At 62.7% G+C, this 22923-nt stretch carries 24 protein-coding genes; 15 read left to right on the top strand and 9 right to left on the bottom strand.

What is annotated here, in order from left to right; translation table 11 throughout:
* The first annotated feature begins 34 nt into the window (after positions 1 to 34).
* Positions 35 to 934, top strand: coding sequence for a patatin-like phospholipase family protein (locus WIF35_RS02880; RefSeq protein WP_412480066.1), 900 nt, complete (start codon positions 35 to 37; stop codon positions 932 to 934).
* Between the two features lie 58 nt (positions 935 to 992).
* Here the strand turns inward: WIF35_RS02880 and WIF35_RS02875 are convergent, their stop codons facing one another.
* Entirely contained in the window at positions 993 to 2042 is a 1050-nt protein-coding gene (locus tag WIF35_RS02875; RefSeq protein ID WP_412480065.1) for an AraC family transcriptional regulator, read from the bottom strand.
* 151 nt (positions 2043 to 2193) lie between these two features.
* Here WIF35_RS02875 and WIF35_RS02870 point away from each other — a divergent pair, with 151 nt between their 5' ends.
* From WIF35_RS02870 to WIF35_RS02835, 8 genes are all read left to right on the top strand, one after another.
* Complete coding sequence (locus WIF35_RS02870) at positions 2194 to 2958, top strand: 3-hydroxyacyl-CoA dehydrogenase (RefSeq protein ID WP_412480064.1); 765 nt, start codon at positions 2194 to 2196, stop codon at positions 2956 to 2958.
* Positions 2959 to 2973: 15 nt separating this feature from the next.
* Positions 2974 to 4167, top strand: a complete 1194-nt coding sequence (locus WIF35_RS02865; protein WP_412480063.1) for an acetyl-CoA C-acyltransferase — start codon at positions 2974 to 2976, stop codon at positions 4165 to 4167.
* 125 nt (positions 4168 to 4292) lie between these two features.
* Entirely contained in the window at positions 4293 to 5588 is a 1296-nt protein-coding gene (locus WIF35_RS02860; RefSeq protein WP_412480062.1) for an acetyl-CoA hydrolase/transferase family protein, read from the top strand.
* Positions 5589 to 5645: 57 nt separating this feature from the next.
* Positions 5646 to 6782 carry an acyl-CoA dehydrogenase gene (locus WIF35_RS02855; protein WP_412480061.1) on the top strand — a complete coding sequence of 379 codons (1137 nt, stop codon included), beginning with the start codon at positions 5646 to 5648 and terminating at the stop codon, positions 6780 to 6782.
* Positions 6783 to 6870: 88 nt separating this feature from the next.
* Complete coding sequence (locus WIF35_RS02850) at positions 6871 to 7647, top strand: enoyl-CoA hydratase (RefSeq protein ID WP_412480060.1); 777 nt, start codon at positions 6871 to 6873, stop codon at positions 7645 to 7647.
* Positions 7648 to 7657: 10 nt separating this feature from the next.
* A complete protein-coding gene (locus WIF35_RS02845; RefSeq protein ID WP_412480059.1) occupies positions 7658 to 8353 on the top strand; it encodes a nitroreductase in 696 nt (231 codons plus the stop codon).
* 87 nt (positions 8354 to 8440) lie between these two features.
* Positions 8441 to 9637, top strand: a complete 1197-nt coding sequence (locus tag WIF35_RS02840) for a CaiB/BaiF CoA transferase family protein (RefSeq protein WP_412480058.1) — start codon at positions 8441 to 8443, stop codon at positions 9635 to 9637.
* A 97-nt stretch (positions 9638 to 9734) separates the two neighbouring features.
* The gene (locus tag WIF35_RS02835; protein WP_412480057.1) at positions 9735 to 10073 is read left to right on the top strand and encodes a hypothetical protein; all 339 of its coding nucleotides are present in this window, start codon (positions 9735 to 9737) and stop codon (positions 10071 to 10073) included.
* 59 nt (positions 10074 to 10132) lie between these two features.
* Here WIF35_RS02835 and WIF35_RS02830 read toward each other — a convergent pair whose 3' ends face one another.
* Positions 10133 to 10960: a phosphate/phosphite/phosphonate ABC transporter substrate-binding protein gene (locus WIF35_RS02830; RefSeq protein ID WP_412480056.1), complete on the bottom strand. Its 828-nt coding sequence runs from the start codon at positions 10958 to 10960 to the stop codon at positions 10133 to 10135.
* Between the two features lie 253 nt (positions 10961 to 11213).
* On the opposite strand from WIF35_RS02830, the gene WIF35_RS02825 reads away from it, so the two are divergent.
* A complete protein-coding gene (locus WIF35_RS02825; protein ID WP_412480055.1) occupies positions 11214 to 13121 on the top strand; it encodes a B12-binding domain-containing radical SAM protein in 1908 nt (635 codons plus the stop codon).
* Positions 13122 to 13171: 50 nt separating this feature from the next.
* The gene (locus WIF35_RS02820; protein ID WP_412480054.1) at positions 13172 to 13705 is read left to right on the top strand and encodes a hypothetical protein; all 534 of its coding nucleotides are present in this window, start codon (positions 13172 to 13174) and stop codon (positions 13703 to 13705) included.
* Here the strand turns inward: WIF35_RS02820 and WIF35_RS02815 are convergent.
* The 3 genes from WIF35_RS02815 to WIF35_RS02805 all read right to left on the bottom strand — a co-directional run bounded on the left by WIF35_RS02815 (position 13689) and on the right by WIF35_RS02805 (position 16776).
* A complete protein-coding gene (locus WIF35_RS02815; RefSeq protein ID WP_412480053.1) occupies positions 13689 to 14546 on the bottom strand; it encodes a YihY/virulence factor BrkB family protein in 858 nt (285 codons plus the stop codon). The two genes, WIF35_RS02820 and WIF35_RS02815, sit on opposite strands and share 17 nt — an antisense overlap.
* Positions 14547 to 14655: 109 nt before the next feature.
* Complete coding sequence (locus WIF35_RS02810) at positions 14656 to 15708, bottom strand: hypothetical protein (protein WP_412480052.1); 1053 nt, start codon at positions 15706 to 15708, stop codon at positions 14656 to 14658.
* Positions 15709 to 16059: 351 nt separating this feature from the next.
* Positions 16060 to 16776 (bottom strand): TerC family protein, encoded by a 717-nt coding sequence (locus tag WIF35_RS02805; protein WP_412480051.1) that lies wholly within the window; start codon positions 16774 to 16776, stop codon positions 16060 to 16062.
* Positions 16777 to 16984: 208 nt separating this feature from the next.
* On the opposite strand from WIF35_RS02805, the gene WIF35_RS02800 reads away from it, so the two are divergent.
* Both WIF35_RS02800 and WIF35_RS02795 read left to right on the top strand, forming a co-directional pair.
* Positions 16985 to 17344 carry a hypothetical protein gene (locus tag WIF35_RS02800; protein ID WP_412480050.1) on the top strand — a complete coding sequence of 120 codons (360 nt, stop codon included), beginning with the start codon at positions 16985 to 16987 and terminating at the stop codon, positions 17342 to 17344.
* 17 nt (positions 17345 to 17361) lie between these two features.
* Positions 17362 to 18405: an NAD(P)H-dependent flavin oxidoreductase gene (locus WIF35_RS02795; protein ID WP_412480049.1), complete on the top strand. Its 1044-nt coding sequence runs from the start codon at positions 17362 to 17364 to the stop codon at positions 18403 to 18405.
* A 17-nt stretch (positions 18406 to 18422) separates the two neighbouring features.
* On the opposite strand, the gene WIF35_RS02790 is transcribed toward WIF35_RS02795, so the two are convergent.
* The 4 genes from WIF35_RS02790 to WIF35_RS02775 form a co-directional block, all read right to left on the bottom strand.
* Positions 18423 to 19013 carry a MerR family transcriptional regulator gene (locus tag WIF35_RS02790; RefSeq protein WP_412480048.1) on the bottom strand — a complete coding sequence of 197 codons (591 nt, stop codon included), beginning with the start codon at positions 19011 to 19013 and terminating at the stop codon, positions 18423 to 18425.
* Positions 19010 to 19426, bottom strand: coding sequence for a hypothetical protein (locus WIF35_RS02785; protein WP_412480047.1), 417 nt, complete (start codon positions 19424 to 19426; stop codon positions 19010 to 19012). The genes WIF35_RS02790 and WIF35_RS02785 overlap by 4 nt, the downstream gene beginning before the upstream one ends.
* 130 nt (positions 19427 to 19556) lie before the next feature.
* The gene (locus tag WIF35_RS02780; RefSeq protein WP_412480046.1) at positions 19557 to 20183 is read right to left on the bottom strand and encodes an isochorismatase family protein; all 627 of its coding nucleotides are present in this window, start codon (positions 20181 to 20183) and stop codon (positions 19557 to 19559) included.
* Positions 20180 to 20578 carry a tautomerase family protein gene (locus WIF35_RS02775; RefSeq protein ID WP_412480045.1) on the bottom strand — a complete coding sequence of 133 codons (399 nt, stop codon included), beginning with the start codon at positions 20576 to 20578 and terminating at the stop codon, positions 20180 to 20182. The genes WIF35_RS02780 and WIF35_RS02775 overlap by 4 nt, the downstream gene beginning before the upstream one ends.
* An 88-nt stretch (positions 20579 to 20666) precedes the next feature.
* Here WIF35_RS02775 and WIF35_RS02770 point away from each other — a divergent pair, with 88 nt between their 5' ends.
* Positions 20667 to 21599 carry a LysR family transcriptional regulator gene (locus WIF35_RS02770; protein WP_412480044.1) on the top strand — a complete coding sequence of 311 codons (933 nt, stop codon included), beginning with the start codon at positions 20667 to 20669 and terminating at the stop codon, positions 21597 to 21599.
* 76 nt (positions 21600 to 21675) lie between these two features.
* Positions 21676 to 22893 (top strand): GGDEF domain-containing protein, encoded by a 1218-nt coding sequence (locus WIF35_RS02765; RefSeq protein ID WP_412480043.1) that lies wholly within the window; start codon positions 21676 to 21678, stop codon positions 22891 to 22893.
* Positions 22894 to 22923: the final 30 nt, after the last annotated feature.

Below are 22923 nucleotides of genomic sequence, written 5' to 3'. Positions count from 1 at the left end.
AGAATCGCGCATTCTTTTTGCATTCGATGCCATCGTGTTCAGTTCCCAGCTGCGCTCCCCCCGCCTTCTCATCGCCACCAGTCTGACCGCACTGCTCACCCTGACTGGCTGCGTCAGCAACAGCAACAAGCCAGTCACGCAACCGGTCATCCAGACCACACCGGCCGCCAAGCCCAAGATCGGCCTGGCGCTGGGCGGCGGCGCGGCGCGCGGCTTCGCTCATATCGGCGTGATCAAGATGCTGGAATCTCAGGGCATCGTGCCGGATTACATCGTCGGCACCAGCGCCGGCGCGGTGGTTGGCTCGCTCTATGCCGCGGGTTACGACGCCTTCGCCATGCAGAAGATTGGCCAGCAACTCGATGAAAAAATCTTCGCCGACTGGACGCTGGGCGGACGCGGCCTGCTCAAGGGCGAAGGGCTGCAGGATTTCATCAACCAGCACGTGCAGAAAAAGCCGCTGGAGAAGCTCAACAAGCCTTTCGCCACGGTCGCCACCGACCTCAACACCGGCGAGCGCGTCGTTTTCCGCAGCGGCGACACCGGCATGGCCGTGCGTGCCTCGGCCGCCGTGCCCGGCGTTTTCCAGCCGGCGCAGTTTCGCGGCCATACCTACGCCGACGGCGGCCTGAGCAGCCCGGTGCCGGTGCAGGCGGCGCGCGACATGGGCGCCGATTTCGTCATCGCCGTCGATATCTCGGCCAAGCCGGATGGCCAGCCGATCGACAGCCTGACCGGCATCATGTGGCAGACCACCACCATCATGGGCGGCGCCATCGCGGCCAACGAGCTCAAGGGTGCCGACGTGGTTATTCGCCCGAAGCTGCCTTACGTGAAGTCCTGGGATTTCACCGCCCGCCACGATGCGATGCTCGAAGGCGAGAAAGCCGCCCTCGCTGCGCTGCCGCAAATCAAGCAGAAACTCGGCCGCTAAGTGCCAATTCGCTCACTGCTGCGGTGCACGGGCCAAAAACCCGAAAAACCGGATTGGCCTAAACGCGCTCCGGCTTCTGCGTGGCCCGGTATTGCCCGGGCGCGATGCCGGTCCATTTCTTGAAGGCGCGATAGAAGGCGGAAAGTTCGGTAAAGCCGAGGGCGCAGGCGATCTCCGGCATGGCCAGGCTGTTGTCGCCGAGATAGCCGATGGCCAGGTCGCGCCGCAGATCGTCGAGTATCGTGCGATAGCGCGCGCCTTCCCGCTCCAGCCGGCGGCGCAGCGTGGCTGGCGATAGATGCATCTGCCGGGCCAGTTCATCGAAATCCGGCCAGGATTCGGGGGCGATCTCGCGCAGGCGACGCCGGATCTGGGCGGTGACGCTCTCGCTGTTCTTGTAGCGTACCAGGAAGTTGGCCGGCGCCTGGCGCAGGAAAACCTTCATCGTCCGCTCGTTCTGCACATTCGGCATGGCCAGGAAACTGGCCGCGAAAGTGATGCCGGTCTGGGTCTCGTCGAAGCGTAGATCCTGCGCGAACAGCACCCGCCACTCATCGCTGTAAGCCGGCTCCGGACAACGGAAACTGGCATGGTCGAGCGGGATGCGCCGCCCGATCAGCCAGCAGGCCAGGCCATGCACCATCAGCAGATAGGTGCCGTAGGCGAAGGCCGGTTTCGGGGCGCCGACCTGTCCGGTCGCTGAGGATGGCTTTTCAAGCAGAGCCACGCTGGCCACGTCGCCATCGATCACCAACTCGGCGTGCCAGTCGTCCAGTACCAGATTCAGGAAGCGCAAGGCACGGCGCAAGGCCCGTTCCAGCGTATCGGCATGGATCAGCGTATGGCACATCAAAGTGAAACTACCGGGGCGCATCGGATGGCTGTCCAGGGCGAAGAATTCGTCGCCGATGGCCTGCGCGATGCCGTGCCAGAGCTGACCATAATGTTCCGAGGAAACCCGCGCTTGCGGCGAAGCCAGCATCTCGGGCGCGATGCCTGCCGCCTGCAACACCTCGTGCTCGTCGATGCCGCGTGTGCGCAGGCAAACCAGGGCCTCATGAACGAAGGCAATGGCAATCGTGCCTTTTTCACTCTGTATCTCGCGCATCGCCGAAGGATGCCACAGAAATCGCGCCGCCGCTTTATCTGATTTTCACAATCAACTTGATCGAATCCGGCAATGAAAGCTTTTCGCCTCTTGCTTAGAGTGCGCCGTTACCCGTTTAACCCGAATCCAAAACCAATACAGGAGCGAGACCATGCAAATTGCAGGCAATGTCTTTGTCGTCACCGGCGGCGCATCCGGCCTGGGAGCAGCCACTGCCAAAATGATCGTCGAGCGCGGCGGCAAGGTCGTGCTGGCCGACGTGAATCCGGAAGCCGGCGCCAAGGTCGAAGCCGAACTGGGCGCCAACGCCCGCTTCGTGCAGACCGACGTGACCAGCGACGAAAGCGCCCGCAACGCCTTTGCCGTCGCCCAATCCATGGGCCAGCTGCGCGGCCTGGTCAATTGCGCCGGCATCGCCCCGGCCGAGAAGGTCGTCGGCAAGGAAGGCGCCCACAAGCTGGAAAGCTTCGCCCGCACCATCAACATCAACCTCGTCGGCAGCTTCAACATGATCCGCCTCGCCGCCGAAATCATGAGCGCCAGCGCTGCCGATGAAACCGGCGAGCGTGGCGTCATCGTCAGCACCGCCTCCGTTGCCGCCTTCGACGGCCAGCTCGGCCAGGCCGGCTATGCTGCCTCCAAGGGCGGCGTCGTCTCGATGACCCTGCCGATCGCACGCGAACTGGCCCGTGCCGGCATCCGCGTCATGACCATCGCCCCGGGCATCATGGAAACCCCGATGCTGCTCGGCATGCCGCCGGAAGTCCAGGAAGCGCTGGGCAAGATGGTTCCCTTCCCGTCGCGCATGGGTAAGCCGGCCGAATACGCCGCGCTGGTCGAGCACATCTTCACCAACCAATACCTCAACGGCGAAGTCATCCGCATGGATGGCGCGATCCGTATGGCCGCCAAGTAATTCAGGAGAACCGACATGTCCCAAGATCCGATCGTTATCGTTTCCGCTGCCCGTACCGCCATGGGCGCCTTCCAGGGCGGGTTCTCCGGCCTGACCGCCGCCAACCTGGGTGCTGAAGCCATCAAGGCCGCCATCGCCCGCGCCGGCATCGACGCCAACCTGATCGAAGAAGTGCTGATGGGCTGTGTGCTGCAAGCCGGCCAGGGCCAGGCCCCGGCCCGCCAGGCTGCGCTGCAGGCCGGTCTGCCGCTGTCCGCTGGCTGCGCCACCATCCACAAGGTCTGCGGCTCGGCCATGAAGGCCACCATGCTCGGTCACGACGGCATCCTGGCCGGCTCCTACGGCGCTGCCGTGGTCGGCGGCATGGAGTCGATGACCAATGCCCCCTACCTGCTGCCCAAGGCTCGCGGCGGCTACCGCCTGGGCCACGGCCAGATTCTCGATCACATGTTCCTGGATGGCCTGGAAGACGCCTACTCCAAGGAGAGCCGCGGCCGCCTGATGGGCACCTTCGCCGAAGAATGTGCCGAAGCCTACGGTTTCACCCGCGAAGCCCAAGATGAATTCGCCATCCGCTCGACCACCCGCGCCAAGGAAGCTTCCGGCAACGGCAGCTTCGACTGGGAAATCACTCCGGTTACCGTCGCCGGCAAAAAAGGCGATGTCGTCATCGACAAGGACGAAGGCCCGTTCGCCGTCAATATCGACAAGATCCCGACCCTGAAGCCGGCCTTCAAGAAGGATGGCACCGTCACCCCGGCCAACTCCTCGTCGATTTCCGACGGCGCCGCCGCCATGGTCCTGATTCGTGCCTCGCAAGCCGAGAAGCTCGGCCTCAACCCGATCGCCCGCATCCTCGGCCACACCACCCATGCCGGCGTGCCGGCCAAGTTCCCGTCGGCCCCGGTCGGCGCCATGGAAAAGCTGTTCGCCAAGACCGGCTGGACCGCCGACTCGGTCGATCTGTACGAGATCAACGAAGCCTTCGCCGTGGTCACCATGGCCGCGCTGCATGACCTCAAGCTCGATCCGGCCAAGGTCAACATCCACGGCGGCGCTTGCGCCCTCGGCCACCCGATCGGCGCTTCCGGTGCCCGTATCGTCGTCACCCTGCTTGGCGCCCTGAAGAAGTACGGCCTGAAGCGCGGTGTCGCCAGCCTGTGTATCGGCGGCGGCGAAGCGACGGCCCTGGCAGTCGAGATGATCTAAGGGTTAATCCCTCACTCACCTCCCCGCACCGGGGAGGAAAGAAGGCCGTGCGCATTCCCTGGCGAAGGGAATTGCACGGCCCTCTTCTGCACACGCAACACAAGCCAAAAAAAGGGAGACAGCCCATGAAGTATCAATCCGAATACGCCCAGAAACTGACCTCGGCCAGCGACGCCATCCGCCTGATCCGCAACGGCGACAACGTCGTCGTGCCGACCGGCGTCGGCGAGCCGCCCACGCTGCTGACGGCACTCTCCGAGCAGCGCCGCGACTTCATGGACGTCGTCATCGCCCAGATCCTGCCGCTGCGCAAATTCGGCTATTTCGATCCGGAAACCCGCCAGCACGTGCGCCATTCCGCCTACTTCCTGGGCGGCGCCTCCCGTCCGGGCGCGCAGGCCGGCTGGGTCGATTACCTGCCCAACTATTTCTCCGAACTGCCGGTGCTGATCGAGCAAGGCCTGGTACCGGCCGACGTCGTGCTGTCGATGGCCTCGCCGATGGACGAGCACGGTTATTTCTCGCTCAGCCTCGGTACCGACTACACCATGGCCGCGGTCAAGCGGGCGCGCGTCATCGTGCTCGAGGTCAATCCGAACGTGCCGTTCGCCAATGGCGACTGCCACGTCCATATCTCGCAGGTCTCGGCCCTGATCGAGAACGACGAACCGATCATCGAAGTCGGCCTGCCGACCATCGGACCGGTCCAGGCGGCCATCGGCAAGTACGTTGCCGAGCAGGTGCCGGATGGCGCCACGTTGCAGATCGGCTACGGCGGCATTCCCGACGCCGTGGTCATGCAGCTGGTCGACAAGAAGGACCTCGGCATCCACACCGAAATGATCGGCGACGGCATCCTGACCTTGGTCGAAGCCGGCGTCGTCACCAACCAGCGCAAGAACATCCATCGCGGCAAGATGCTGGCCACCTTCGCCCTCGGCTCGCGCAAGCTCTACCAGTTCATGCACCGCAACCCGGCGCTCGAAATGCACCCGGCCAATTTCACCAACGATCCGTACCTGGCCGGCCAGAACGACAAGCTGATGACGATCAACGCCACCATGCAGATCGACCTGATCGGCCAGTGCTGCTCCGAATCGATCGGGACGAAGCCTTACTCGGGCACCGGCGGTCAATCCGACTTCGTGCGCGCGGCCAATCGCTCGCAGGGCGGCAAGTCCTTCATCGTTCTGCCATCGACAGCGAAGGATGGCGCCATCTCGCGCATCGTGCCGACCCTCGCCCCCGGTGCACATGTATCGACGAGCAAAAACGACATCAACCAGGTCGTCACCGAATACGGCATCGCCAACCTGCGCGGCAAGACCGCCAAGCAGCGCGCCCAGGAACTGATCAACATCGCCCACCCCGATTTCCGTGGCGAGCTGACCGAAGCCGCGAAAAAAATGAATCTGCTGTAAGCGCCACACCCGCCACAGCGCATCCAACCATAGACCCGAATTGACGAGGAGTAACCCATGATCCTGACCCAAGAACAAGAGATGATCCGCGACTCGATGCGCGCCTTCGCGCAAGAGCGCCTCGCCCCCTTCGCCGCCGAATGGGACAAGCACCACACCTTCCCGGCCGAAGCGCTGAAGGAACTCGGCGAACTCGGCGCCATGGGCATGTGCGTGCCGGAAGAATGGGGCGGCGCCGGCATGGACTACATGTCGCTCGTCCTGACCCTGGAAGAAATCGCCGCTGGCGACGGCGCCACCTCGACCATCGTCTCGGTGCAGAACTCGCTGGCCTGCGGCATCACGCAAAAGTACGGTACCGATGCGCAGAAGGAAGAATGGCTGAAACCGCTCGCCCGCGGCGAGAAGTGGGGCTGCTTCTGCCTGACCGAGCCGCACACCGGCTCCGACGCCGCCGCCATCACCACGCGCGCCGACCGTGACGGCGACCATTTCGTGCTGAACGGCGTCAAGCAGTTCATCACCACCGGCAAGCACGCCCACATGGCCATCGTCTTCGCCGTGACCGACAAGGCCGCAGGCAAGAAGGGCATTTCCTGCTTCCTGGTACCGACCAACACGCCGGGCTTCGTCGTCGGCCGTACCGAGGACAAGATGGGCCAGCACGCATCCGACACCGTGCAGATCATCTTCGAAAACTGCCGCGTACCGGCTTCGGCCCTGCTCGGCAAGGAAGGCGAAGGCTACAAGATCGCCCTCTCCAACCTCGAAGCCGGCCGCATCGGCATCGCCGCCCAGAGCATCGGCATGGCCCGTGCCGCGTTCGAAGCCGCCGTGCGTTACGCCAAGGAGCGCATCACCTTCGGCCAGCCGATCATCGAGCACCAGGCCGTCAATTTCCGTCTGGCCGACATGAATACGCTGCTTGATGCCGCCCGCCTGATGGTCTGGCGCGCCGCGATGCTCAAGGATGCCGGCAAGCCCTGCCTGAAGGAAGCTTCGATGGCCAAGATGTTCGCCTCGGAAGCGGCCGAGAAGATCGCCTCGGACGCCATCCAAATTCACGGCGGCGTCGGCTACACCAGTGACTTCCCGGTCGAGCGCATCTACCGCGACGTGCGCATCAGCCAGATCTACGAAGGCGCCAACGACATCCAGCGTCTGGTCATCGGCCGCACCATCGCCGCCGAATGATCGCTACTGCGGTGCACCGGCCAAACTAGGCAAAAACCACGGTGCACCGCCAGCCCGCCTGCTGTCGCCCAGAATCGAGGAAACATCCATGAGTTACGAATGCATCATCCCTGAAAAAGTCCGTCGCGTTGGCCTGATCACCCTCAACCGCCCGCGCCAGCTCAACGCCCTGAACGCCCAGCTCATGCAGGAGCTGACCGCAGCGTTGAACGACTTCGAGGCCGACGATGAGATCGGCTGCATCCTGATCACCGGGTCCGACAAAGCCTTCGCCGCCGGCGCCGACATCCAGGCGATGAAGGACTGGGGCTACATGGACGTCTACGGTTCCGACTACATCACCCGTGATTGGGAACGCCTGAAGACCTGCCGCAAGCCGGTAATCGCTGCCGTGGCTGGCTACGCCCTGGGCGGCGGCTGCGAACTGGCGATGATGTGCGACATCATCATCGCCGCCGACACCGCCGTCTTCGGCCAACCGGAAATCAAGCTGGGTGTACTGCCCGGTGCCGGCGGCACGCAACGCCTGCCGCGCGCCATCGGCAAGGCCAAGGCCATGGACCTGTGCCTGACCGGCAGCAACCTGAGCGCCGAAGAGGCCGAGCGTGCCGGCCTGATCAGCCGCGTCGTTCCTGCCGTCTCGCTGCTCGACGAAGCGATGGCCACGGCCGAGAAAATCGCCGGCTATTCCCTGCCCGTCGCCATGATGATCAAGGAAAGCATCAACCGCGCGTATGAAGGTAGCCTAAACGAAGGTCTGCTCTTCGAGCGCCGCGTCTTCCACGCCTCGTTTGCCCTGGATGACCGCCGCGAAGGCATGAGCGCCTTCCTCGACAAGCGCAAGCCGCAATTCACCCACAAATAAGGGAGCCAGCATGACGGACCTTTCCTTGTCAGGCGCAGTCGATGAAGTCATGCGCGGCCGCTATTCCTGCCGCGCCTTCCTGCCGACCGCCGTACCGAAGCACCTGATCGAAGACATCCTGTCGGTCGCCTCCCGCGCGCCGTCAGGCACCAACATCCAGCCGTGGAAGGTCTCGGTGCTGACCGGCGAAAGCAAGGCGCGTCTGAGCGAGCGCATCGTCGCTGCCTTCGACGATCCCGAGGAAGCCGCCACCCATTCGGACTGCTACCAGTACTACCCGAGCAAATGGCAGTCGCCCTACATCGACCGTCGCCGCGCCGTCGGCCTTGCGCTCTATCAGCTACTGGGCATCGCCAAGGGCGACGCCAAGCGCATGCACGAGCAACACGCGCGCAATTTCCGCTTTTTCGATGCGCCGGTCGGGCTGATCTTCACCATCGACACCATCATGGCGCAAGGCAGCTACCTCGACTACGGCATGCTGCTGCAGAACGTCATGCTCGCCGCCAAGGCCCGCGGTCTCGACACCTGCCCGCAAGCCGCCTTCCTGCAATTCCACCGCATCATCCGCGATGAGCTTCAGTTGCCGGAAAACGAAACGGTGGTCTGCGGCATGGCGCTCGGCTACGCCGACCCGAATGCCCCGGAAAACGCCCTGCGCACCGAGCGCGCCCCGCTGGCCGAGTGGGTACGCTTCAGCGAGTAGCCCTCACCCGCTGACGACACTCGCCCCAAACCTGTACGCTCTAAGTCCTTTCCAGCCCCCTCAACCGATCACCGAACGAGCCCACTCATGCCCACCGACACCCCTACCGCCCAGCGCGGGCCGCTCGCCGGCGTCAAGGTCATCGAATTCGCCGGCATCGGCCCTGGCCCCTTCTGCGGCATGCTGCTGGCCGACATGGGAGCGGAAGTCACCCTGCTCGAACGCGCCGGCGGCACCTTTGCCTCGCAGCTGTTCGGTGGCGGCCGGAAAGCGGTGGCCAATCGCGGCAAGAAATCCTTGTGCATCGACCTCAAGCACCCGGACAGCAAGGCGCTGATCTGGCAACTGATCGAACAGGCCGACGTGCTGATCGAGGGCTATCGCCCCGGCGTCATGGAACGCCTGGGCTTTGGCCCGAATGAATGCCTGGCGGCCAATCCCAAGCTGATTTACGGCCGCATGACCGGCTGGGGCCAAACCGGCCCACTGGCCGACCGCGCCGGGCACGATGCCAACTACGCCGCGCTGGCCGGCGTACTCGATACCGGCAGCTACCACGGTGGCGCGCCGTGGGCACCGCCAACCCTGGTCGGCGACATGGGCGGCGGCGGCCTGATGCTGGCCTGGGGCATTGCCTGTGCGCTGTTCGAGGCACAACGCAGTGGCCAGGGCCAGGTCATCGATGCCGCCATGTGCGAAGGCGCCGCCTTGCTCGCGCATGGCCTGTACAACCTGAACAGCCTGGGCGAATGGCAGGGGCAGTGCGTGCTCGATTCGAGCGCGCCCTTCTACGACGTCTATCAGTGCGCCGACGGCCAATGGCTCACCGTCTGCCCGCTGGAACCGCAGTTCTACGCGGCCTTCGTGAACCGCCTTGGGTTGGCGAACGATCCGGACTTCTCCGGCCAGCAATACGATCCGTCGCACTGGCCGCGGATGAAAGCGCGCCTGACCGAGCTGTTCCGCGAAAAGACCCGCGACGACTGGATGGAGCTGTTCGGCGATACCGATGATTGCGTCTGGCCGGTGCTCAGCATGAACGACGCGCCGCTACATCCGCATAATCAGGCAAGAGAGAGTTTTGTCGACGTCGCCGGCATCCGCCAGCCCGCCCCGGCCCCGCGTCTCTCGCGCACGCCGGCCGCCATTCAGAATCCGCCGCCCATGCAAGGCGAACACACTCGTGAACAACTGCTGGCCCTGGGTTTGACTGCCGAGCAGGTCGAGCAGTTGATCGCCAGCGGCGCCGTCAAGTCGGCTTCGAATCCTGCAGGGAATTCCTGAGCCTCACGCCGCACCAAGCTGCGCTGCTCAGGCGGCATCATTGCTGGCATGAATCTCGCTGTTTGCTCAGGGTCATTTTTTCACCCGAGGAGCAAAGATGAATGCAATCGGCAGCATCGTTTCCCAGGCAGCCCGCCTGCTGAGCGACAAGGCGACGTCGGAGGTTGCCAGCAAGGGCAACTCGGAAAACGCCTTCGAGAAGATTTTGAGCCGCATCGCCGGCAATAACACCGAGGAAACGGCAAAGACTGCCGCCCAATCGGCCAAGGACAAACTGACGCCGCAAGGCCTGGCAGCCGTCGAGGCCCGCCTGAAGGCCATGGGACAGGACGAACTGACCAGCGGCCAGGCTCAGGCGCTGGACATGATCAGCCGCAACATTGCGCGTTACCAAGCCAACCAGGCTGAAGCGACGAACAAGATCACCGCAGCCTGACCCAGCCCAAAACAAAAAAGCCACCGCATGCGGTGGCTTTTTTCATGACCGGCTGAGAATCAGACGCCGAGCCACTCCAGCAGCTTGCGCAGGCGGCTTTCTTCGGTGGTGATGAACCCGGTGATACCAACCCGCTTCAACACCTGATTGCCGGCCTCGGAACTACCCAGCTCGTTCAGCGCGCCCTGCATCTTGCCGATCTGCTCGGCCGTGACGCCTTGCGACGCCACCAGCGGCATGTACGGCTGCGGCTTGGATTGATGGATCACGCGATGGCCGGAACTCAACCATTGCTTGTAGGCACCGGAGTAGGAAGCAACGCCGCCGACATCGGTGATCTTGTTTTCGATCGAGAACGGAATGGCGCCCTGCTCGCGCACATAGGTCACCGCTTCGCTATCGAGGATGATGCCCTGGTCACGCAGCTCGGCGCGGCAGAAGCGGGTCATGTAGGCATTCTTCTCGGGCATGATGAAGGTCTTGCCCTTGAGATCGGCCACCTTCTTCAGCGGCGAATCCTTGTGCACGATCAACATGCACTGGCCGTCCGGCTTGGCGGTGGCGACGAACTTGTACTGGTAATCGCGCAAGCCGCGCGCCGGGTAGTCGGAAGGACGGGCGATGACCAGATCGTACTGGTTATCCTTCATGCCCTTTTCCAGCACCGAGAATTCGCGCACGAAAACGACCTTCACTTCGCCGCCGATGGCCTTGCCGAGCACATCGGCCAACGGCTGGTACTTGGCGCGCGCGGCCTCGGCATCGATGCCGCCGGAGGTGCCTTCACTGACGGCAAGGCTGAGTTGCTTCTTGGCATTGGGTTGAGCCTCGACCGCAGTAGCCAGCAAGGCGAGCGTGATCAGGCTGAGGGAATAGATATTGCGCATGGCAAATTTCTCCTGGGACGGGTTTCATATCACTCAAGCATCAGATTATTAATTTCTGATTTGCCCACATAGGATAATCCACCGCGTCATAATTATGGTTTTACATTTGCCATTTTCATGAAATTTTTTCTGGCAATTCGCATGCTTTTAACAAATTCAATATCGTAAAATCGCTTAAACGATTGCAGTCGGCCGCCCGGCCCGGTCTAATGTCGGCTTTCGCCCCAGACGCCTTCCCGCTTTGCCAGATTCCATGAGTTTTCCTGCTTCGCTGCGCATCCTGAGTCTCATCCCACCGATGACGCAGCTCAACGTGCCCTACCCGTCCACCGCCTATCTGACGGGTTTCCTGCGTTCGCGCGGGTTTGTGGCGGAACAGCGCGATCTGGCGCTGGCCCTGGTGCTGGAGTTGTTCTCACCCAAGGGGCTGGATGCCATCCGCACCTGTGCCGAGGCCATGCCGGGCAAGAAGCGGCCGTCGACCGTGCGCGGTTTTCTGAACCGCTTCGATCACTATCGCTCCACCATCGGCCCGGCCATCGCCTTCCTGCAAGGGCGCGACCCCTCCATCGGCCATCGCATCGCCGGCCGCGGCCTGCTGCCCGAGGGGCCGCGCTTCGCCTCGCTCGACAACTATGTCGACGAAGACGGCGGCGACCCGCTGGCCTGGGCCTTCGGCGCGCTCGGCGTGCAGGATCGCGCCCGCCACCTCGCCACGCTCTATCTCAACGATCTGGCCGACGTACTGCGCGAAGCGGTCGATCCGCGCTTCGAGTTCGTTCGCTACGCCGAATCGCTCAGCTCCAACCAGCCCAGCTTCGAGCCGCTGGCGCAGGCACTCGCAGCGCCGCCCACGCTGGTCGACGAGATCCTTGAAAAATTGACTTTGGAGGCGGTGCACCGCAGCAGTCCAAATATCGTGCTGCTCTCCGTGCCCTTCCCCGGCTCCGTCTATGCCGCCTTCCGCATGGCCAAGGCGATCAAGGCCAAACACCCGGAAATCGTCACCGTTTTAGGCGGCGGCTACGTCAATACCGAGTTGCGCGAGCTGACCGAGCCGCGCGTCTTCAATTACTTCGACTACGTCACGCTGGACGATGGCGAAAAGCCGCTGCTCGCGCTGTTCGAGCATCTGGCCGGCGAGCGCCCGCGCCTCAACCTCGTCCGTACCTACGCCCGCGTCGATGGCCAGGTGCGCTACTTCAATGCGCAGGAACCGGACATCCCCTTCGAGGACGTCGGCACGCCGACCTGGGATGGCCTGCCGCTCGATCGCTACCTGTCGCTGCTCGACATGCTCAACCCGATGCATCGCCTGTGGTCAGACGGCCGCTGGAACAAGCTCACCGTCGCCCACGGCTGCTACTGGAAGAAATGCAGCTTCTGCGACGTCAGCCTCGATTACATCTCACGCTACGACGCCGCCAGCGCCACCACACTGGTCGACCGCATCGAAGCCATCATCGCCGAGACCGGCCAGACCGGCTTTCATTTCGTCGACGAAGCCGCCCCGCCCAAGATGCTGAAGGCGCTGGCCGAGGAAGTGTTGCGCCGCAAGCTGACCATCTCATGGTGGGGCAATATCCGCTTTGAAAAGTCCTTCACGCCCGAGCTGTGCGATCTGCTCGCCGAAAGCGGCTGCATCGCGGTTTCCGGCGGGCTGGAGGTCGCTTCCGACCGCCTGCTCAAGCTGATGAAGAAAGGCGTCTCGGTCGATCAGGTGGCCCGCGTCACCCGCGCCTTCACCGACGCCGGCGTGCTCGTCCACGCCTACCTGATGTACGGCTTCCCGACGCAGACAGTGCACGACACCGTCGATGCCCTCGAATACGTGCGCCAGCTGTTCGAGGCCAACTGCATCCAGTCCGGCTTCTTCCACCGCTTTGCGTGCACCGTGCATTCACCGGTCGGCATGAACCCGGAGGAATACGGCATCAAGCTCCTGCCCAAGCCACACGGCGGTTTCGCCAGAAACGACGTGGCCTTCATCGACCCCACCGGCGTCGATCACACCCGCCTCGGCCAGGCGCTGAACAAGGCGCTCTACAACTACATGCACGGCATCATGCTCGACGAAGACGTGCGCAGCTGGTTCGACGAGCGCGTGCCGCGCCCGCGTGTTTCCCGGAACTTCATTGCCCGTGCCTTGAGCGAGGCATAAAGCGCTGGCATAAAAGCTGCAATCTCCAGGCAACTTTCCTGGAGATTGCCATGAACTTCGGTTCGATCACCTCTTCCCAGTACAGCGCGCACACCGCTTACACCGCGCAGAACGCCAGCCAGAGCGCGACTCGGAGCGCTCCCGCACCACAGCTTGCCGACCTGCCGCCGATGAACCTGAGCCGCGAATCGCTCGCCGCCGATTCGGCAGTATTTGCCGATAACCTGCGGCAAAGGCTTGCCGCGGCCGGCATCCAGATTCCGCCGGACCCTGTGCTCACCACCGGCTATGACGGCAGCGTCATTGTGGCCAATCAGCACCCGGACAAGGTCAAGATCGAACGCATTCTCGCCGAGGACAATGATCTGCATATGGAATTCAACAAGCTGTCGGGCGATGCCTCGCTGTTGCGCGCCACCGAAGCCGCCGAAAAGTTTTCACAGGATTACGCCGACGCCAACGGCAACCTCGCCGCCACCCAGGCCCTGGTCGACCGCCAGGTCGCCTACAACAAGGCCCCGTTCAGCATGGCGATCACGGCCGACGGCTACGAGCACATCTTCGGCGTCAGGGTATCGAGCTGAGCCCCTGCTTTTCGTATTCGGCAATCGCCTGCGCACCGAGCAGCAGCACGATGGCCGCGATTTCCATCCCGAGCATGCTCACCACCGCCGTCGTCAGCGAGCCATAAACCACCCCGGCCCGCGAAATCGATGTGAAGTACCAGAGCAGCACATGGCGGGCGACTTCCCAGCACACTGCCGCCACCGCCCCACCGACCAGCGCATGGCTGAAGCGCGTGCGCCCCACCGGCATCAGCAGATAAATCAGGCCGAGGATCACCACCTCTGCCAGCACGCCGCACAGGTACAAGCCGAACGGCCCGATGCCGTGGCCGAGCTGCGCCAACAGCGCCGCACCGTATTCCGCCCCCTGCAACCATAGCGAAATGCCGGTCAGCACCAGCAAGGCCAACCCGAGCAGACAGACGAAGCCATAAGGCAGGATCAGCGAAACCAGCGTATGCCGCCGATTCGCCTCGGCCCGATGGGCAAAAATCACCGACATCGCCTTGTCCACGGCAGAAAAGGCCATGGCACTGAAAAACAGCATCGTTCCCAGCAACACCAGGCTCAAGGTGCCGCGCCGCTCCAGCACCCCGGCGATATCCGCCAACAAGGCCGCCGACTGACTCGGCGCCAACCACTCCAGAAATGGCCCGGCCGCCTGCAAAAACACCGCCGGCTCGACAAAATGCGCCACCGCCAGCGCCGACAGCACCAGCAAGGGAATCACCGACAACAAACCGTAATAGGCAATCGCCCCAGCCAGTAGCAGGCATTGGTTGCGCTGGAAGCTGCCGAGGGTTTGGGTGAGCAGGTGGAAAGCTGAGGTCAATGGGCGTGAGGGAGAGATGCTGGGCACTGAAGAGGAATCAAGAGGCTGTTATCGAGCCATAGCTGCTGATGACAGCTTTGGAAAGCGTTTACTTAGAACGTCTAAGTGAACGAACTGCAGGGGTGGAAAGGCTAGATTAGTCATTTCGGAAGTTCAATCGGAAAGGAAGGCTGCCGTCCTGCCTATCATTAAGAGGCTGTCGCAGCAAGGACATAAGTTCTCCACTTATGCCCATGTCGAACTTCCCGTCACCTGTCTTTTTTAGTGATACGTAACGGCTCTTTTCATCAAGATTGTCTCGCCGAAGCACAGTAATCACTTTGCCCAGCATACTGATGAAGACCCAGTATCGATATCGATCTGTTTCCAGATGGCTCTTGATACAACATTGCCACTTATCAACCCAGGCTTGAATCGATTTAGTGGAAACGGAATTCGCCAAACAGCGAATGTCATTCGTTTGTGAGGAATTAACTACGACAACGTTGTCTCGAACAAAAGCGGAAACCCAAATTGGGCTTGTTACCTGAGGATCGTAGAGCACGTAATTCGTATCATCCTGCCATATCGTTTGGCCTGCATAAGTACGCAAACCAAATATAAGGCCGCCGATATTCTGTTCAATAAGATTGTCGTGAACTCCATAAGACTGCACTACGGCCGTAAGTACCGAAAGAATTCGGTCAGGGGCCAAGTGTCCTCTAGCAAGCAGAGATAGAACTTGTGGAGTTAGAGCCGAGTGGTAGGACGTGAGGCTTCCAATTTGATAATAATCAGACTCAGAGGTATCCAATCCAGAAGCAGTATTCCAGTAGAGAAGTTGCGCCCCACCAAGAGAGTCTGATGCGGCAAGTAGTAGCCCGACATACCGATCCCTGGAGAACGGACCGAGGCTTGTAGTAACCGAAGACAAAAGTGGTCTGAGGTCGCTTACATCCGCGTCAAGGTTCTCACTAAGAAACTCAATTATGCTTGTCGCTAGTTGGACATCCCCAGCGAAGGCGACGGCAACTCCGTCAGAAAGCGCCACGATTTTCAGGAGAGACTCTTCGACATGCTCACCTCTGACTTGATCGTGACGCTCGCCGAAACTTGAATGTGTTGTGGTGGGTGGTGAGTTTTTGGTTGCCGCCGTATCTGCGAACAGATACACAGAATTCGCATATTTCCATCCGGCACAGTAGGTCATGAGGGCCCCAATATTTATTGAACGGACCGCTGGGTCTGTTTATGCATTACCCATGCAGAAATTATGCCGAAAGAATCCACCATCCTGCAACGGAAGCGCTCTCTTGGAAGCCGTATAACAACTTCAATAATATGATCTCAATGAATGCGCCGGAATATCACCTATTGGGAAAATTCTTGGTGGCAGCAATTGGCCGCCCACCTCACTTCAAAGCTCTTTTCTTATCCGAGCCAAGGCAAGAAAAATTTCGGCAGTGATAACTGAGCTTTGAGGGCACTGCTGCGGTGCACTGCCCTCAAAGCCCAAAACCGAATTATCGAGCCTAGATTAAATCGGCCAACCCCCGCCGGCTTACGCCTCTTTGCCCGTCATCCGGCCATTCCCTATCCGGCGCATGGCGATCACCGTGAACACCACCGCCACGAAGCCGGCCAGTTTGTACGACAGGTGCGTGTAGTCGCCGAGGGTCATGTGCACGCGGGTGATGTAGTCGGTCAGCACCGGGTCGGTGATCATCATTTCCGCGCCCACCCAGCCGAGCAGGCCGGCGCCGAGCCAGATGATGACTGGAAAGCGCTCCATCAGCTTCATGATGCCCTGCGCGCCGAAGATGATGATCGGGATGCTGAGCACGATGCCGGCGATGGCGTAGAGCGTGCTGTGGTCGCCGGCGCTCTGTGCGGCGCCGACGACGGCGAGCACGTTGTCGAGCGACATCATGAAGTCGGCGACGATGATGGTCTTGACCGCGTCGCGCACGCGGTTCGGCGCATCGACCTCGTGCTCCTCGCCGCTTTCCATCAGCAACTTGTAGCCGATGTAGAGCAGATAGGCGCCGGCGATCAGCTTCACCCAGGTCAGGCCCATCAGGTAACCGGCGAAGACGAGCAGGATGGCGCGCAGGCCGACGGCGCCGGCGGTGCCGAGAATGACCGCGCGCTTGCGCACATCGGCCGGCAGCGCGGCGCAGGCCAGCGCGATCACGATGGCGTTATCGACGCCCAGCATGATGTCGATGCCGACGATTTTGATGACTGCAACCCAGTCGATGGCTGACAAGAAGTCCATGTTTTCCCCCGTTTGAATTTTGCGGCGATACGCCAGGGGCGGAGTCTAACGACGGAGGCCGGCGCCAGACAGCAACAAAAACCGAAGCGACCATCCGATTTAAAGTGCCCGAGCTTGAAAAACAATCCGGTTAATTCGAAATACCAGCGCTTGATGCGCCCGCGCCCGACGATTGCGCTAAAGTGTCAGCCCCCGCTCCCAGAACACCATGCGCGACACCCCACCCATCACCGAACGCGGCCTGCGCGTTGCCCTGATCTTCGCCCTCGCCGCCCATCGCCTGAGCGATTTTTACGAATACGGCCAGTGGCTGACCGACGCCCAGGCAGCCAGCCTCGCTGCCGATTGGCTGAGCCGAAAGAAGCTGGCGCTGCCGCTCGCCGAGCGCCGCCAACTGGCCGGATTGGCCGACGAGCTTGCCCGCCAGATTGCCGCCACGCTGTCGCGCGAGGCCGGGCTGTACACCGCCCACGAAATGATGGAAGCGCTCGACCCCAACTACCATTCGGAACTGGCCGAAGCGATGCTGGCCGAGTGCGAACGCCTGCTCGACCAGGCCTCGGCCTGAATCCCACGGAGAAACCCATGTCGCTGATCGCCCGCCTCGGCCTCGCCCTCCCGATCATTCAAGCGCCGATGGCTGGCGTGCAAGGCAGCGCACTGGCGCTAGCCGTCTGCCAGGCCGGTGGCCTCGGCTCGCTGCCCGCCGCCATGCTCTCGCTCGACGACCTGCGCCGCGAGTTGCAGGCCCTGCGTGACGGCACCGACCGCCCGTGGAACGTCAATTTCTTCGCCCACACCCCGCCGCAGCCGGATGCCGAACGCGAAGCCGCCTGGCGCGAACGGCTGACGCCCTATTACCGCGAATTTGGCATCGACCCGGCGAGCACTCCCGCCGGCCCCGGCCGCATGCCCTTCAATGCCGAGGCGGCGGCGCTGGTCGAGGAATTTCGCCCAGCCGTGGTCAGCTTCCACTTCGGCCTGCCGAGCGACGAGTTGCTGCAACGGGTCAAGGCCACCGGCGCGTTGGTGCTGTCCTCCGCCACCACGGTCGATGAAGCGCGCTGGCTGGAGCTCAAGGGCGTCGATGCCATCATCGCGCAGGGGCTGGAAGCCGGCGGCCATCGCGGCATGTTCCTGAGCGATGACGTGACCACGCAGATCGGCAGCTTCGCCCTGCTGCCGCAGATCGTCGCCGCCGTGCGCTGCCCGGTGATCGCCGCCGGCGGCATCGCCACGCCGGAAGGCGCAGCCGCGGCTCGTGCACTGGGGGCGGACGCCATCCAGGTGGGCACCGCTTACCTGTGTTGCGACGAAGCCACCACCAGCCCGCTGCACCGCGCCGCGCTGAACAGCGAGGCCGCACGCCACACGGCACTGACCAACCTCTTCTCCGGCCGCCCGGCCCGCGGCATCGTCAATCGGGTGATGCGCGAAGTCGGGCCGCTCTGCGCCGCTGCCCCGGCCTTTCCGCTTGCCACGTCGGCCATCGCCCCGTTGCGCGCAGCCGCCGAAAAGCAGGGCAACACCGATTTCACCCCGCTGTGGAGCGGCCAGAATCCGGTCTGCCCCGCCCTGCCGGCCGCGGAAATCACCCGCCGGCTGGCGGAGGGTTTTCTCGGCGGCTGAAACGGCTTCGTGCCGTTTCAATTGCCTGAGCCGTCGGCCCCCTCCGGATTCGCCGATGAGGCTTGCCTGATGGACAGAACCTCCGCCTCACTCAACCCCAGGGCGCGCAGAAAATCGGCATGTTCCTGCGCGCTTTCGGCTTCGAATTTCCGGTGCCAGTCGAGCCGATCCGCCTGACTGAACCCGACACGTTCAAGCAGTGCCACCCAAGCATCGACGCCCTGGCAAGCGTGCGCCGAACGGAACTCCGGGGCCGCGAGTAGCCGTGCCAACATCTGCTGCTGTTGCTTCAGTCGCTCGACTTCCTGACTGAGCGAGGTAAGCCGCTTTTCCAGCAGCATGGCCGGCTCGTTTGCCTTGCCGCCCTCCGCCGTCTGCTTGACCAGTAAATCGCAGATCGTCGGCAGCGAAAGCCCGGCCTCGCGATACTGCCGGATCGTCTGCAGGCGTTCGATTTCCGCCTCGCCGTACCAGCGATAGCCGGCTGCGCTGCGCCCGGCTGGCAGCAATAAGCCCAGCGCTTCGTAGTTCAGCAGCGACGCCCGCGCCAACCCGAACAGGCGGGCGATGCGACCCAGGGTCAATCTGCGGGGAGAACGTTGGCTCATGCAGGCAGCGGCAATCGGTCCGGCGCGACAAAGACAGCGCGTGCTTCGCTGCTGGCCAGCAACGCGTCGGAATAATGCCTGGCCAACAAGCTTCGAGCATCCTCCATCAACTCAGGATTGGCAACCCGGAAGGCCTCCCAACTCAGCGCCGGCGAGGCGGCACCGGAGGCCGCCATCAAACGCACCAGGGCCTCGGTCACCGTTCGATGATATTTGCCCGGCACGCCGAGATGGGCGGCCAGCCGGGCGATGCCCTGGCAGGTCAGCGCCACCGCCTCGTCCAGCGGATGGCGACGCAGCAGCAGCCAGGCAACGCGCACATGGCCCAGATGATCAAAGCCGGACGGCGAAATGCTGCAATCGAGAAAAGCGCTGAGAAACTCATCGTCAGTCATCTTTTTGGGGTCGTTCATGCTTGCTCCAACGGAATAGGAGCCGACAGCATCAAGGTGACTACAGACGTCGAGTCAAGCGCGAATTTTCTTCAATGCTGCGGTGCACGGTCGAAAAAGCCAAAAAACCGAAAGTTTCTCTGGTTCGCCTTCACATCCAATCCATCTTCATCAACTCGCGACTATCGATCACCTCCGCCTGACGGTCGCCCAACCCGGCCAACACCGCCGCATGCACCACAGCAGCCGGAATCACCTGCCCATCCGGCCCGGGCAGATCGCGTGTGGCACAGGCATCGGCGATCACCGCCACGCGCAGGCCGCGATGGAAAGCCTCGCGTGCCGTAGCGTCCACGCAGTTGTGGGTCATCAGGCCGGCGATCAGCAAGGTGTCGATGCCGCGCTCGGCCAACAGGTCGGCCAGATTTGTTCCGGCAAAAGATGACGGCAAACGCTTGATCAGCACGGGCTCGCCCTCCGCCGGTTGCATGCCGGCTAAAGGCTGCACTTCACGTGAGCCAGGCGCAAACAGCGGCGCTTGCGGCGAGGCTGCTTCATGCAGCACATGAATCACGGCTAGGCCTTTCGCTTCGGCCCAACGCCGTAGCGCGATGGCTGTCTTGGCCGCCGCAGCGCAGCCCGGCAAAGCGAGCAGCCCATCGGCGTAGATTTGCTGGTAGTCGATCAGCAGCAAGGCACAACGCCCGGCTTCCAGCCGCTTGCCGGCCTGAAACTGCGCCGGTACGCCGGCCAGTTGGCGGATGGTCGGCGCGCTCATGGCGTTACTCCGGCGACATCGATCCGCCGCGCAGCTTGCGTGCGACCGTCGTAGCCCCAATCGGTGGCCGGGATTTCCTGCACGATCACATAGACGGGTGCGTCGAGCCGACCGAGCGCATCGCGCAACATGGCCTCGGCGGCGACGATGAAGGCTGCTTTCTCGTCATCGGTATTCGTACCCGCCGTCACCGTGGCTTCGAGAAAGGCGCCGAGCGGGACGCCCTGCCCGTTGGCCGATAACGAACCTTCGGGCAGTTGCGAGATGGCAACGACCGTCAGCGGCGCCTGTTTGCGCAGGATGTCGCGCATTAGCGTGGTGGTTTCGGCTTGCAGGCGGCTAACGGTGGCCGGTACGGGCGTCGGCCCGGCAATGGCAATCTGGATCAGCGGCATGCTGTTCTCCGGTGGTTTGCGGTGAAAGCATCGTCGCACCGGGGACATCGGGCTACAATCCAGCAAACAGACAACGGATCGTTTCTCTATGGAAACAACCTCGCCGCTCGACCAATGGTCCGACCTCGCCGTTTTCGTGCATGTCGTCGACCGCAACGGCTTTTCCGCCGCCGCCCGCCAGCTCGGCCTGACCAAGTCCGCCGTCAGCAAGCGCATCAACCGGCTGGAACAACGTCTGGGCCTCAAGCTGCTGCAACGGACGACGCGCGCCATGTCGCTGACCGAAGCCGGGCGCGTGCTCTACGAGCGCGCCGCGCAAGGCGTCGCCCTGCTCGACGAAAGCGCCCGCCTCGCGGCCGGGCTGGTCGAAGCGCCGCGTGGCGTGCTGCGCGTCACCGCCTCGGTTACTTTCGGCAAGCTCTGCCTGGCACCGCTGATTCCCGAGTTTCTCGCCCGTTATCCCGAAGTCGAGCTGCAACTCACCCTGCTCGACCGCTTCGTCGATCTGGTCGATGAAGGCTACGACGTCGCCCTTCGCCTCACCGCCAAGCCACCCGAGGGCTACGTCGCCAAGGCGCTGATGCCGGTGACCTACCGCCTGTGTGCTGCGGTGCACGGGCTGAAAGGGCAAAAAATCGAAACACCGGCTGACCTGACGAACTTCAATTGCCTGCACTACGGCCTGCGCGAATTCGGTACCGAATGGCGTTTCAAGCGAGGCGATGACGAGGTGCGGGTTCCGGTGCGCAGCAACGTCGCCGTCAATAACAGCGAAGTGGTGCGCGACCTGCTCCTCGCCGGCCTGGGCGTCGGTCTGGTGTGGAACTACGCCGTCGACCGCGAAATCGCCGACGGCCGCCTGATCCCCCTGCTCTCCGACTGGACGCCCGTCGGCCCCTTCGGCCAGACTGCCTGGGCCTTGTGGACGCCCCAACGCAGCCTGCCGCCGAAGATTCGCGTCTTCGTCGATTTCCTGGCCGAGCGTTTGGGGGATACGGCCCATGCATCCCCCGCCGGCTAACGCCTTATTCCCTCTCCGAACGACCATGACGTGTTGGTAGAATTGCCGGCTTTCCGCCTTGGCTTTCAGCGCTCCCATGGATCAACAGACTACCTTCGTGATCGGTGCCGTCATGATGCTGGCCAATGGCGGCATCCTTGGCCTGGTGCACGCGAACATCATGCCGCAACTCCAGGAAAGCGCCGTAACCTGGCGGCGCGGCACCCTTCTCTGTGCCTGCGCCTGCATCATGTTCGCCATCACCGGCCTGGCACCGGCAGGCTTGGTCGTGCCTTTGTCCAATTCGCTGCTTCTTCTCGGCATTACGGCCTACTGGCACGCACTTCGCCAATTCGACGAACGCCCGCTGCAACCCTGGATGCTCTTGCCCTGTGTTGTTGGCATTGCTGGCGCCAGCTGGTTCGTTTTGGTCGATCCGGCATTCAAGATTCGCCTAGCGTTTGTCAGTCTGGCCATGAGCAGTATCTTCCTGGGAGCGGCCAGCACGGTGCTGGCGCCGCCCACACCGGACAGGGCAATTAGCCGGCGCGTACTCGCCATCCTGTTTATCGGCATCGCCGCCTTCGTGCTTGTCCGCCTAATCATGCTCCTGGGCAGCGCCATCCCGCCGGATGCCAATTTGTTCAATCCGGCAATGTTGATCAACGCAATTACCCCGATCCTGATCGGAGTCTTGCCTGTCGTCGGCACCACCGCCTTTCTGTTGATGTGTGCAGAGCGTCTCAAGCGCCGCTGGGAAGAGGCGGCGTCGATCGACTACCTCACGGGTTTGCCGAACCGCCGTACCCTCGCCGAGCGTGGCCGGAGCGGCTACACCAATGCAAAGGCCAGGGCTTGCGGCTATGCGGTGGCAGTGATCGACATCGACCACTTCAAGTCGATCAATGACCGTTTTGGGCATGAAGTCGGGGATCAAGCACTGCGTCACGTTGCCCTTCAGTTGATCCATAACTGCCGCTCAGGCGAAACCCCGACGCGACAAGGTGGCGAAGAATTCGTTGTCCTCCTGGGAGACATCGACGAACCCGGCGCAGTCGCAGCTGGCGAGCGCATACGCAGCGGCGTCGAAGCCGCTGTTTACGAGAATGAGGGCATCCGGCTGCCAATCACCGTATCGATCGGCATCGCCATCAGCGGCGACGATGACGCGAGCTTTGACGATCTGCTGTCGCGAGCCGACATGGCGCTTTACGAAGCCAAAGCAGGAGGACGAAACCGAGTGGCACTTGCTGCGCCGAATCCTCAGGCAAGCAATACACCCACCCCCTGCATCGAGCCAGCGCCGGCTGTCTGATTACCGCCCCAAACATCAGGCTTCAGGTAA

It is taken from the genome of Azonexus sp. IMCC34839 (genome assembly GCF_047047955.1).
GTDB lineage: Bacteria > Pseudomonadota > Gammaproteobacteria > Burkholderiales > Rhodocyclaceae > Azonexus.
This window is presented reverse-complemented; position numbering and strand designations above follow the sequence as displayed.